The 12,632-nt window shown below is 47.4% G+C and carries 9 protein-coding genes and 1 pseudogene; 9 read left to right on the plus strand and 1 reads right to left on the minus strand.

The features are described 5' to 3' along the window. Positions 1-480: 480 nt before the first annotated feature. The 5 genes and pseudogenes from OGV79_RS12110 to OGV79_RS12130 all read left to right on the plus strand — a co-directional run. Positions 481-732 (plus strand): annotated as a pseudogene (locus OGV79_RS12110) (SymE family type I addiction module toxin); the annotation flags it as partial. Positions 733-1,252: 520 nt separating this feature from the next. After that, on the plus strand, positions 1,253-4,942 hold the full coding sequence (locus tag OGV79_RS12115; protein ID WP_275055589.1) for an RNA-directed DNA polymerase: 3,690 nt from the start codon (positions 1,253-1,255) through the stop codon (positions 4,940-4,942). A gap of 8 nt (positions 4,943-4,950) precedes the next feature. Beyond that, positions 4,951-5,385, plus strand: coding sequence for a restriction endonuclease (locus OGV79_RS12120; RefSeq protein WP_163389649.1), 435 nt, complete (start codon positions 4,951-4,953; stop codon positions 5,383-5,385). Between the two features lie 348 nt (positions 5,386-5,733). Next, positions 5,734-6,039 (plus strand): hypothetical protein, encoded by a 306-nt coding sequence (locus OGV79_RS12125; protein ID WP_126290928.1) that lies wholly within the window; start codon positions 5,734-5,736, stop codon positions 6,037-6,039. A gap of 424 nt (positions 6,040-6,463) precedes the next feature. Continuing rightward, positions 6,464-7,018, plus strand: coding sequence for a dihydrofolate reductase family protein (locus OGV79_RS12130; protein ID WP_163389650.1), 555 nt, complete (start codon positions 6,464-6,466; stop codon positions 7,016-7,018). A 103-nt stretch (positions 7,019-7,121) separates the two neighbouring features. Here the strand turns inward: OGV79_RS12130 and OGV79_RS12135 are convergent, their stop codons facing one another. Next, positions 7,122-8,801, minus strand: coding sequence for an SgrR family transcriptional regulator (locus tag OGV79_RS12135; RefSeq protein ID WP_200076260.1), 1,680 nt, complete (start codon positions 8,799-8,801; stop codon positions 7,122-7,124). 222 nt (positions 8,802-9,023) lie between these two features. Here OGV79_RS12135 and ptsG point away from each other — a divergent pair, with 222 nt between their 5' ends. The 4 genes from ptsG to hxlA are packed head-to-tail and all read left to right on the plus strand — an operon-like array spanning position 9,024 to position 12,611. Then, positions 9,024-10,550: a glucose-specific PTS transporter subunit IIBC gene (ptsG, locus tag OGV79_RS12140; protein ID WP_032453765.1), complete on the plus strand. Its 1,527-nt coding sequence runs from the start codon at positions 9,024-9,026 to the stop codon at positions 10,548-10,550. Then, complete coding sequence (locus OGV79_RS12145) at positions 10,547-11,389, plus strand: glucose-6-phosphate isomerase family protein (protein ID WP_200076259.1); 843 nt, start codon at positions 10,547-10,549, stop codon at positions 11,387-11,389. The genes ptsG and OGV79_RS12145 overlap by 4 nt, the downstream gene beginning before the upstream one ends. Continuing rightward, positions 11,389-11,952 (plus strand): 6-phospho-3-hexuloisomerase, encoded by a 564-nt coding sequence (gene hxlB, locus OGV79_RS12150; RefSeq protein WP_200076277.1) that lies wholly within the window; start codon positions 11,389-11,391, stop codon positions 11,950-11,952. Before OGV79_RS12145 ends, hxlB begins: the two co-directional genes overlap by 1 nt. Before the next feature lie 23 nt (positions 11,953-11,975). Then, positions 11,976-12,611 (plus strand): 3-hexulose-6-phosphate synthase, encoded by a 636-nt coding sequence (hxlA, locus tag OGV79_RS12155; protein ID WP_200076258.1) that lies wholly within the window; start codon positions 11,976-11,978, stop codon positions 12,609-12,611. The last annotated feature ends 21 nt before the right edge of the window (positions 12,612-12,632 follow it).

A 12,632-nucleotide genomic window follows, 5' to 3' on the forward strand; every position in this document is an offset into this window, starting at 1 on the left:
ACTCCTGCTAGCCGTCCTCGTAGCGCCAGAAGCAGGCGTTGCTAATATCATCCGAGGTAATCAATGGGGAACAGATCAAATACAATTAGTTATGCTATTTATAGATTTTCACTTTAATTGTTGTTGGTACCATTCTATTGGGGATGCATACCCAGTTAAGCGCAGTATCTTATTGTTGTACCTGCAAAATCAGGTGCCGGGATTGGAACCCTGAACTAACTTCATCGACGACATAAAAGCGAGTCAACGCAATTTCATGTCGTATGCACAGTCACCATCTCAATGGTGGGCTAGCGGGGGCATTGAAAGATGCGCCAGTATCGATGAGTCGGTCGTTCTAACCCCGTCTGGTTTAGCCACCAATGAGAGAGAAAATATCACTTATCGGAGGCTGCCACGATGGCGACACCCCTCACTCAAACTATCGTACCTGATTTCACCCACTGCGAGTTTTACTCCTTCGTTGAAGGCCGCGCCGTCCACCTTGGTGGAGAATGGCTCTCTCAAGCCGGATTTATCGACGGCATGCCCGTTAAAGTCCGCGTGATGAAAGATTGCATCGTGATCACCCCACAGAACACCCGCGAACTCTGGGGCTGTATTGAAGGCATGAGCATCGCGCACATCAATCAGCGCAAATTGAAGGCATGGCTGAAAACCTTTCCGGGGGCGTTGAACGATAGTGGGGATATTCTGGCTATTAAGCGGAGTAAATCGGGCGGGAAGTTTTGACGACATGTGGATCGACGTCAAGGTTTGAGCAGAAGGAGTATGTGAGGTTCCTGATGGTTATGGGTTTTCTTTCTGCTTTGTACTAGAAACGGAAGCTGATGGCTTCGTTTAGGTATTATCCTTGGCTTATATGGTAATGGCAGAGGTCTGACAGCCAGTGACACTCGATCTTTTTATCGAACCACTCAAACAATATTAGATGAAAATTTCACTTATGGATTTATCGAGGGAAACTACATTACTACCAAGCGAGCCGGAGGAACGATACTAGAAAATTTTAACTCGGTGGTCAATTTTTGTGACCACTATATGGCATCGTTACGAAAAATCATACTTTATGACCTAAAAAATGCGTCTGATGTATCAGGAAGGTAGCCCTTTGATAACACAAAACCTCTGACATTTACCGTAGATTCTTCGATGAAGGAACGGTAGTATAGCTATTTAGGAAAATACAAACACTGAATGTCACTGCTGTAGTTGAAGTGAATAAGAGCGCTTAAGATTAAGTTGAGAAAAAATGAAACTACTTAATAAGAAGTATTACAATCTCGAACCTAAACCAGAGTACCTTAAGGACTCATTTATTTTGGGGCTAGCTTGGAAAAAAACAGATCGTTTTGTCAGAACTCATAATTGGTATGCAGACCTTTTAGCATTAGACAAGTGTGCATTTGATATTAGTGATGAGGTTGCTAATTGGTCAAGTGATGTTGCAAGTAATACTCTATTTATGAGCGATATTGAGTTAATACCAGCTCCAAAAGGATCAAGTTGGTTCTTTAATAAAGGGAGGTGGACTACTAATAAACATGATCGAAAACTAAGACCTTTAGCTAATATCGCTATTAAGGACCAGTCTTTTGCTACAGCAGTAACCATGTGTCTTGCTGATGCGATAGAAACGAGACAGAAAGACTGTTCATTGCATGAACTTGGCTATGCTGAGCATGTAAAGAAAAAGGTTGTTAGTTACGGAAATAGACTTATCTGTGATTGGGAAAATGAAAGGGCAAGATTTCGTTGGGGAGGCAGTGAGTATTACAGGAAATTCTCTTCCGATTATCGAAGTTTTCTACAAAGACCTATATATATTGGTCGGGAAACTGTAAATAAAATTAGTGGGATTGATGAAGTATATATTATTAGTTTGGATTTGAAAAATTTTTTTGGGTCAATAAAAATAAATACTCTTTTAGACAAACTTAAGAAAATATCTTCTGAACATTATGGTTCTAAAATTATAAATGGGGATGAATTTTGGAATATAGCGAGTAAAGTTTTAAAGTGGAAGTGGTCTGAAGACTCTTTATCTTTAGCTAAAGATTTGGATATAGAAGAAAACGTTGGACTCCCCCAAGGTTTAGCATCTGCTGGAGCTTTGGCTAATGCATATTTAATTGATTTTGATGAAGCTTTAACCACTAAACTTCGTGCTGAGATAGATGGTGGCCAAATTATACTTCATGATTATTGTCGATATGTCGATGATATTAGATTGGTGATTTCAGGAGAGGCGCTAACAGATGAAGAAATTAAGAAATCTATTCATGAGTTAGTTCAACGAGTTCTCGATAAAACATTAGAACAAAATGAGTCAGATAACAAACAATATTTAAAGATTAATGATAGGAAAACTTATGTATTGAGACTTTCAGATATTGATAACGGAAGTGGACTTACAAATCGAATCAATGAAATCCAGAATGAAGTAGGAGTTTCGAGCATCCCAGAACGTAATGGACTCGATAATAATATACCGGTGCTTCAACAGATATTACTAACTGAACAAGATGATTTTTTAGATGATTCTGATGGTTTGTTTTCTGGGTTTAATAGTGACAAGTCGATAAAAGTAGAGTCTTTACGTAGATTTTCCGCCCATAGGTTGGAAACAAGTTTGGCTAAAAAAAGCAAGCTAATTTCACCTAGGGAAAGAAAACAGTTTGATAATGAATCAGCACTGATTGCAAAAAAATTATTAAAATCTTGGTTGAAAGATCCATCAATTATGGTTATTTTTCGAAAAGCGATAGCCATTAATCCTAATCTAGATGCTTACAGAACCATTCTGGATATTATTTTTCCAAGAATACAGCGTAATAGCGATAAATGTGATAAATATATCATGTTATATCTTCTTTCTGATATATTTAGAAGCATCGTTGATATCTATCGAAAACTATCCCCAGAGTATATATCTGATTATCAGAAATTGATAAGTGAAGTTACAACATTTGCCCATAAACTTCTTTCTTGTAAATCCGTTATTCCAAACTACGCATATCAGCAAGCGCTATTTTATCTTGCAGTGATTAATAAGCCATTTATAGCTAGTAATAAATCTTCTTCTGATCTTTCAAAGCTTCAACATGTTCTAATTAAAAAACATTTGGAACCGTTGAGTCGTAACGATGGATACTTATTTGAATTATCTGCTCAGATTAGTAAAGATTACCAAGCAAATGTTGCCTTTCTACTTTCTCATATAAATAGTAATGATGCTGTAGACTCCATTGTCGCGAAGTTTGCATTCAGTGGTGGTAAGTTTTGGAATGTACTATGGAAAGAATTTGTTAGGGCGCAAGATAAAGTTAGGATTAACAAATTTAGGTGGGCTATACCAAAAAATGAGTCAAAACCAAATGGTTTGGAGCAGTATCTTTCATCAGTGATCAGTTTCAAGGATAATCCATTTAAATACGAGCATGCACTTCTCAAACTAGGTATAGCATTAGTTAATCTTTTAGAGGATACAGAGAAAAGCGTATGGCAACGTAATGGAAAGCAGTATTCTCCACATGAAATAAAAGTGAAATTAGACGGTCATTCAGTATCATGGACTGAATTATGGCGCTCAAATGCTATTATTTCGTGCTCGATAGATAAAATAGCCAAAGACCCGCGCTATGAAAGTCCGAAGTGGTTGGTAAAAGATAAACAAAACCTAAATAATGATGAAAGAAAAATTTATTGGGTTTGTAGTGTGCTAAGAAGTGCTGCTTTAGGCGATGTAGATTATACCCAGCGAAATGATTTAAGGCTCGAACTAGATAATTATCGTGGTATCCATTCTCAATTTTACAAGCGACGTATGGGGATGTTGCATACACCTGAGTCGATAGTGGGTTCATATGGGACTATAACTGATTGGTTTGCAAGTTTTCTTCAGCATGGATTACAATGGCCAGGTTTTTCTTCTTCATACATAAACCAAGAAGATATATTATCAATTACTAGCCTTGGTGATTTTAAAAAATGCTTGTCGGAAAGGTTAGTATATTTAAATGCGCAAATTTGCACTTCATCTAATGTTCCAACCTTACCCACTGTTGTCAGAAGACTTGAATTGGCTTCTAACTACTTTAGAATTGTTACGGTTCAGCAATTATTTCCTAAGGATAATGATTTTCACCCTTCTGATGTGACTCTGGATAATCCTGATGTGCGTTGGAAGCACAGAGAACATCTTGCGGAAATTTGTAAGCTAACGGAACAGACATTAAATGCAAAACTTAAAACTGATTCTAGAGATTATACAAGCACTGCTGATCTTATTGTCTTTTCAGAATTGGCAGTTCACCCAGAAGATGAAGATATAGTAAGGGCATTGGCGTTTAGAACAAGATCAATCATTTTTTGCGGTTTTGTGTTCTGTGAACAAGATGGTCGAATAGTTAACAAAGCTCGCTGGATTATTCCAGATTCTTCAGAGTCTGGGACTCAATGGCGTGTTCGAGATCAAGGGAAATATCATATGACCAGTGGTGAAGTGACTCTAGGTGTCCAGGGGTATCGGCCCACTCAACATATTATTTCTATTGAGGGTCACCCCGAAGGACCATTTAAATTAACTGGTGCGATTTGTTACGACGCGACAGATATAAAACTTGCTGCGGATTTGAGAGATTTGACTGATATGTTTGTCATTGCCGCACACAATAAAGATGTAGACACATTTGATAATATGGCTTCAGCTCTACAATGGCATATGTATCAGCATGTTGTTATTACGAACACTGGAGAATATGGTGGTTCAACGATGCAGGCTCCCTACAAAGAGAAACACCACAAATTGATTTCTCATGCTCATGGGACTGGTCAAATAGCAATTAGTACTGCTGATATAGATTTAGCAGCATTTAGACGAAAGATTAAAGAATATAAAAAAACCAAAACCCAACCTGCTGGGTTTAATCGAAAACATTAAGGGTTTACATGGAAACATTAGTTAAGTTAGCTACGATTGCTTCTCCATTTGTAAGTGCTGGGGTTGCTATTTGGGCAATTTTAGTTGCCAAATCAACTATCAGTGAAAACAAAGAAATCGCTAAGAAAACCATTGCAGATACGGCCTACCAGGCATATTTGCAACTAGCGATGGAGAACCCTCATTTTTCTAAAGGTTATAGTGCAGATTGTCGACAGGAGCGAGACCCTATGTATGACCAATATGTTTGGTACGTGGCCAGAATGATATTCTGTTTTGAGAAAATTATTGAGGTTGAAGGAAATTTAAAAGATAGCTCTTGGACGAATACGCTAGAAAAACATTTGAGGTTTCATTCTGAACATTTTAAGAAAACAAAAGTTGTTGAAGAGACACTCTATATTTCCCCAATTTTGGATCTTATAAAATGTGCGACTAACTAAGAACCTATTCTAAAAGGGGAGGGCACACAACAGGCCCACTGGAAATTGCAACATCCCAAGATAGTTTCTGGGGGGCTCTCCGTGGGCAGTAAGTGTCAAGAGCGTTGTTACCCCGGTAGGGCTGTAAACCATTTTGTGGGGCGGGTTTATATTGCGGGATAAATTTGGCATCGTGGCTTTAACTTCCGCTCTTCGATCAAAGTGGACCTGACAACCAGCTGGTTGGTCCGCTCTGTGCCAAGAGCGGACATTCTGCTGTTTATTTACACATTTAACCCTGAGCTCTTTGGACGTTAAGGTTATTCTGTCCATAATTTATATGTTCAGATTGTCATGTGGACGGTTCATATGTGTAAGATAATTACCCTGATATTGCTGCTCGCCTATACCGGAACTTTACAAGCTGCTGAATACTGCAAACTGAAGCAATATAGTGATGGTGAACTGGTTGCCAGAGAAAGTGTGTTGGTGATCGACAGGGGCGACTCATTCAGTGTCAGAACTAGCCAGACTTTATTTAACAGCCCATTACTTGAACATGGGTATGGCGTTGACCAGCAGGGCGTTGAATACCGGCACGGCACAATGCAGAGTGGGAAACTGTGGATCACTCTTTCTTGGTTAAAAATCAGCCTGCACATTGATTGCAATTAATCTCTGCTGTTCTCACCAGTTATTAACTGGTCGTAAGAGTCAATCTATCCACTTCAGTTATCAATAAGTTACGACTTAAGCCAAATAATCAAATCAACTATCCAGTTAAGAACGGTAACGATTACAACCAACCAGATCATTACCACCATGCAGCCTTTTACCACCGGCCCACCACTAAAAATCCACATTCCTGTACTCCGCTAGGTTCATTTTTCGAATGCATTGGACGTTCAGGCTGACCTGACCCAGTGATTACTGGAATTGTAAGTATCCCTGCAAAAGGAACCATTCACTTTAACAGATATGTCAATGTCCGCAGCTCGCTCACAGCAGATCTTCAGCTTAGGTAAGTTGCTCGCTTCGTGCCTGGGGCGGACATTGCTAAACTCAACGAGATATATGCAACCTGAATACGGAGCACTTAATGGTCACCACACATGTTTTCATCGCGGTCAGTCTTGATGGTTATATCGCTCGAGAGGATGGAGATATCGACTGGCTGTTGGAGCGCGATGACCCGACAGAAGATCATGGCTATGCCGAATTCATCGCGGACAAAGATTGGATAATTATGGGGCGAGGCAGCTATGAGAAGGTGCTGACTTTTGACGAATGGCCTTATGATCGACCCGTGTTGGTGCTTTCCCGGCAGCTAACCGATACCCCCGTGCCCGAGGCGCTGAAGGGGAAAGTGCAGTTTTCATGCCACACGCCAAAGGAAGTTCTTGCTGACCTGATGGAGAAGAACGTGCATCGGGTCTATATCGATGGTGGGCAGTTAATACAGTCGTTCCTGCGCGAAGGTCTGGTCGCCGATATCGTTATCACTACCGTTCCTGTCCTGCTCGGTTCGGGAAAACCGCTGTTTGGAGTACTGCCCCATGATATCGATTTGACGCTATTATCCAGCCGCAGCTTCCCTTCGGGTCTGGTGCAGTCGCACTATAGTACAGTGGCTTTTGAACAGTCTCAGTCGTGAGGGCTGAATTTGTCTACCGTTCCCCTAACCCAAATCCCATACTTCTCTCCCTTACCCTTAAAGGCCTTTAAAGGCCCTTTAGCGAGCTTTTGCGGGCGTAGCATTATTCGAGCCAAAGTTGGCTGAAATCCGGCCATCCCAGCGTATTTAAATCCCGCCAGGTAAATGACTTCTCGGTCGCAAATTCCATCCAGTGATGCAGCAAAGGAATGACATATCGCTGGTGGGTCATCTCATGGAAAATGGCGGCAATGGTGGCGAACGCCTGTTCATCATCGCTGTTCAGAATGGTCGGTAGCAGGGCGTTCAGGTTTTGTCGCTGGGCTTCAGGCAGTCGCGTAAACAGAGTGGTGGAAGCCAGCCATTCCAGAAACGCCGGAACCGAAAGGGTATCGAGCATAAAGTTGCTGAGCCAGATATCCGCAGGGGGGCGCGGCTGGCTGTTAAAGCTGTCAAATGCGTCGATCCGTATTTCGGCGCGAATATGCCAGCGCTCAAGCAGGATGCGAATCGCTCCGGCAAGCTCCACCAGTTCCGGCTGCTGAAAGGTGCTGATGATCACCGGCTGACGCAGGTTAAACGGCGCGGTGACCCCGCCAAAATCCACCGGGCGGTGGTTCCATTGCGGCAGCATGCCCTGAGCCACGGAGAGGATGCGCGCGTATTCGTCGGGAAGCTGCGTCTGGCTGAGGAGTTCGACAGGTTGCAGCAGGTAATTGATAAACTGTCTTCCGGCCTCATCCGTAAAGGCACCGTCACCGTCGAGCAGTACAAAGCAGCATCCCTGCTCCAGACTACGCTCGTTGAGCGGGCGGTCATCCTGCGCCTCCTCGCCCCGTAGCAGGGGGATAAAGCTCATGCTGATATGCTCCGGGGCCCAGGTGAAAATGGTGATCTCATCCAGTCCGGGCCGCGCCTGGTGCCAGTGTTGATTGCGCCGCAAAACCATAAAGTTGTCGCTGTGCTCCTGCAGGTGGAAAGCGCCGGTACAGCGGATGTGTCCGTGCTGGTAATCAAACAGCATCGTCGGCTGGGTGGCGAGCAGGCAGTCGAGCCGCCTGACCGGGTGATGCGTTTCAATCACCAGATGCCAGGGGGCGTCTGCGGTGATGGCTTTGATTGGGCTGAAAAGCGGGGCGAACTGCGGGCTCTGGCTGGCGGCGAGCAGGCAGCGCTGAACGGCGCTGGCATCCAGTTCGCTGCCATCGGCAAAGCGGGCGGTGGATTTCAGCCAGAACTCCCAGCGGGTAAAGTCGTCGTTGTGGGTCCAGTAGTGTGCGATATCGGGGACGATCCTGCCCTGAACGGCATCATAGCGCGTCAGCCCGCTCAGGCACTGGCGCAGGAGGTGGCGTTCGGTCCGTCGCAGGGGGACGAGCGGGTTAAGCGGATCCAGATTGCGATAGTAGGGGATGCGCACCCGCGTTTCGCTGCTTTTATCCTGTACCCCGAAGCGCCACAGGCTCAGGCGATCCAGCAGATACTTGTCGTTGCCGATAAACCGCAGCACGTTGCCGTAATCCTGTTTCTCCAGCAGCTTAGTGACATTCTGGCTGAACAGCTTTTCCGGCGAGGTTAACAGGTGGAGCCGTGAGCGCTTACCGCGCCCGCGCTGCGGCTGCCAGTCGAGCCATTTTTCCTGATGCATCTTTTTCAGCGCAATTCGGCAGTTACGCACCGAACAGCCGAAGATGGCGGCGATCTCCTGCATCTGTAATTCGTGTGTCTGACATGCGCCGTAGCGGGCGTGCAGCCTGCGAAAATGCGCCTCGAAGATACTCATATGATGACCTCCCGCCGAACGTGATTTCCTCTTTTATCCCTTTCTGACGGTTTCCGGCGTGATTACCCTCATAAATTTTCCGGTTTTAAGCGAAAACCGGAAATAACTTTCGTCTTTGATTGCTGTTTTTTTAATCACCTCCGGTTCGGATACTGAAGGTGTTCGGAGCAGAACCTGCTGTTGTGCGAATCCCTGTCATAAAGACGCGCTCAGGAGATCGAGATGAAAAGATTCAACCTTCTGCAAATGTTACAAAGCATCGGGCGATCGTTAATGATCCCCATTGCCATGCTGCCTGCCGCCGGTATTTTGCTGGCCTTCGGCGTCAGCTTTCAGGATCCCAATATTGTCGCCAGCCTGCCGTTTCTCGGCGCTGACTGGCTGGTTCACGTGCTGAAGCTGATGGCAGAAGCGGGCAGTGCGATTTTCGCTAACCTGCCGCTGCTGTTTGCGGTCGGCGTGGCGGTAGGGCTTAGTGACGATCAGGGCATTGCCGGGTTGTCGGCGATCGCCGGGTTTCTGATTATGAACGTCACCATCGGCCAGTTTCTGGGGATCACGCCCGAGTCGGTGGCGCAGGTGCGTGACTACACTATGGTGCTGGGCATCCCTTCGCTGCAGACCGGCGTGTTTGGCGGCATCATTATCGGGATTATCGCCGCCTGGCTGTATAAACGCTATTACCGCATCCAGCTTCCTTCGTGGCTGGAGTTCTTCTCCGGCAAGCGATTTGTGCCGATAGTGACCTCCTTCGCCGCGCTGTTTGTCGGGCTGGTGATGGCGGTGGTCTGGCCGCCGGTTCAGCATCTGATTAATGGCCTGTCGAATACCATGACGGTGCAGGGCCCGGGCGTGTCCGCCTTCCTGTTCGGTTTTGTCGAGCGGCTGCTGATCCCGTTTGGTCTTAACCATGTCTGGTGGCCGACGTTCTGGCTGCAGTTTGGCGAGTACGTGAACAAAGCCGGGCAGGTGGTGCATGGCGACCAGCTTATCTTCTTTGCCCAGTTGAAAGATCAGGTGCCGATTACCGCCGGAACCTTTATGGCCGGGCTGACGCCCATCAAGATGTTCTGTATTCCGGCGATTGCGCTGGCGATCTACCGCTGCGCCAGCCCGGAAAACAAAGCGCGGGTGAAGGGCATTATGCTCTCTGGCGCGATCACCTCCATTGTCTGCGGTATCACCGAGCCGATTGAGTTCTCCTTCCTGTTTGTTGCGCCCGTGCTGTATGGCATTCACGCCGTCCTGGCGGGGCTGGTGTTCCTGCTGATGGAGTGGTTCAGCGTACACATCGGGCTCTCTTTCTCCGGCGGGCTTATCGACTATCTCTTCTTTGGCGTTCTGCCGCGCGCGCCTCACTGGTACATGGTGTTCCCGGTCGGGCTGGTGATGGGAGCGCTGTACTACGTCCTGTTTACCTTTGCCATTCGCCGCTGGAATTTGCTGACGCCGGGGCGTGAAGTCGAAGAAAGCACTGTGGCGCAGGAAAACGAACAGAATGACCTGGTGAGCGGCATCATTCTGGCCTATGGCGGATTGGGGAATATGACCAGCATCGAAGCTTGCATGTCACGTCTGCGCATTGACGTAACGGATAAGACGCTGGTGGACAAAGCGCTGCTGAAACAGCTTGGCGCGGCGGGCGTCGTCGAGGTCGGGAACAACATTCAAAGCGTCTTTGGCATGAAATCCGATCGGCTGAAAGAGGCGATCCGCGCAGCTAACGCGTATACACAGGAGGCAAAATGAAACAGCTACACCACAGCGGCCTGCCGCTGTATCTCGATGATGATGGCGTAATGGCGCTGAAACCGCCGCTAAACTATCTCGGCTTTGGTCGCAAAAGCGCCGGGCAGATGGCGGTGGTTTTACCGGAATTCACCGAAGCGCAGCGTGATGAACTGGCTTACGATGTTTATCGCGGGCTCAGCTTTGCGGAGGATCAGGAACGGCTTGCTGCCGACCAATACCAATATGACATCACCATCATCATGCCGGGAACGATTGGCAAGGAGCGCAAGAAAACCAGCGGTCATTACCACGGTTATAACGACACGCGGCGCAACACCCATCCGGAAGTGTATGAGGTGATTAAGGGCACGGCGGCATATATCCTGCAAAAGTCGCCGGATTTTGCCGTCGCGCCGCAGGAGCTGGTGGTAGACGATCTTATCGTGGCCGTCGTGAAGGAGGGGCAGAGCATTATCGTGCCGCCGAATTATGGCCACTGCTCCATCAATATTGGCGACGGGCCGCTGGTGTTCAGCAACCTGGCCTATAAACCCTGCGCGGTTCACTACGACACGGTGCAGTTTTACCACGGTATGGCCTGCTACATCGTGAAGGAGAACGGGCAACTGTGTGTGCGCAAGAATCATTACTACCCGCATATTCCGCGCATCAAATTCGCCACCGTCAAAGAGAACCCGCATCTTGGCATCACCTTCGATACGCCGCTTTATCAGCGCTACCGCGCCGCGCCGGAACGTTTTCACTTTCTGGGGCATGTCGATAACTATGTCCGGGAAATCATGGGGATGCTTGAGTATCAGGATAATTTATTCCCGCTCTGTCAGGAGGACGCATGATGGAAACGCAATCTGTTGCAGGCGTCGCCTGTACTGACCTGTATCAGGCGATGGCGCGGATTGATGGTGCTGCGCTGGCGCGTCTGGAGCAGGCCATCGCTGACGCGAACGTGATATTTGTTTTTGGTGCAGGGCGTTCGCTGTTGATGCTGAAAGCTTTTGCGATGCGCCTGATGCATATTGGCCTGAAGGTGCATGTGGTCGGCGATGTGGTGACGCCTGCGCTGCAAGAAGGCGACCTGCTGCTGCTGGCCAGCGCATCGGGTGAAACGGCTTCGCTGGTGAATGTGGCTACAAAAGCGAAGACGCTGGGCGGCACAGTGGCCCTGCTGACCATTTTCCCCGAGTCCACGCTGGGGAAACTGGCGAAGGTGGTGATCAGGATCCCGGCCTATACCGACAAACTGCCGAATGGACCTGAGAATGTGAAAGGTATTCTGCCCGGCGGCAGCCTGTTTGAAGAGGCGGTCATGGTGCTGGGCGACGCCATGATTGTGAATCTGGCCCAGTCGACGGGATATCGCTTAACCAAAGGTTTTGCGCTACACGCCAACCTCGAATAGTCATTCGATACAAGGAAACCAACATGAAATTACAGCTTGCCCTGGACGAGTTAACCCTGCCTGAAGCGCTGGTATTTATTGATAAGGTGGTTGAGGACGTTGATATTATTGAGGTGGGAACCCCCTTTCTTATTCGGGAAGGTGTGAACGCGATTAAAGCCATTAAAGAGAAATACCCGCATAAGGAAGTGCTGGCGGATGCGAAAATTATGGATGGCGGCCATTTTGAGTCGCAGATGCTTTTCGACGCCGGGGCAGATTATGTCACGGTGTTAGGCGTCACCGATGTGCTAACAATCCAGTCCTGCATTCGCGCAGCGAAGGAGGCTGGAAAGCAGGTGGTGGTGGATATGATCTGCGTCGACGATCTGCCCACGCGGGTTCGCATGCTGGAAGAGGCGGGCGCGGATATGCTGGCGGTACACACCGGCACCGACCAGCAGGCGGCAGGGCGCAAGCCGATTGATGATTTGATAACGATGCTGAAGGCGCGCCGGAAGGCCCGGATTGCGGTGGCAGGTGGCATCAGTAGCCAGACGGTGAAGGACTATGCGCTGTTAGGCCCGGATGTGGTGATTGTGGGATCTGCGATCACGCATGCGGCGGATCCGGCAGGTGAAGCGAGGAAGATTTCGCAGGTGTTGTTGCAGCATCACTGAGGTGAAGGCGCAGGTGAATCT

Origin of the sequence: Citrobacter sp. CK185 (assembly GCF_030333565.1) — a bacterium.
Classification (GTDB): Bacteria; Pseudomonadota; Gammaproteobacteria; order Enterobacterales; family Enterobacteriaceae; genus Citrobacter_B; species Citrobacter_B koseri.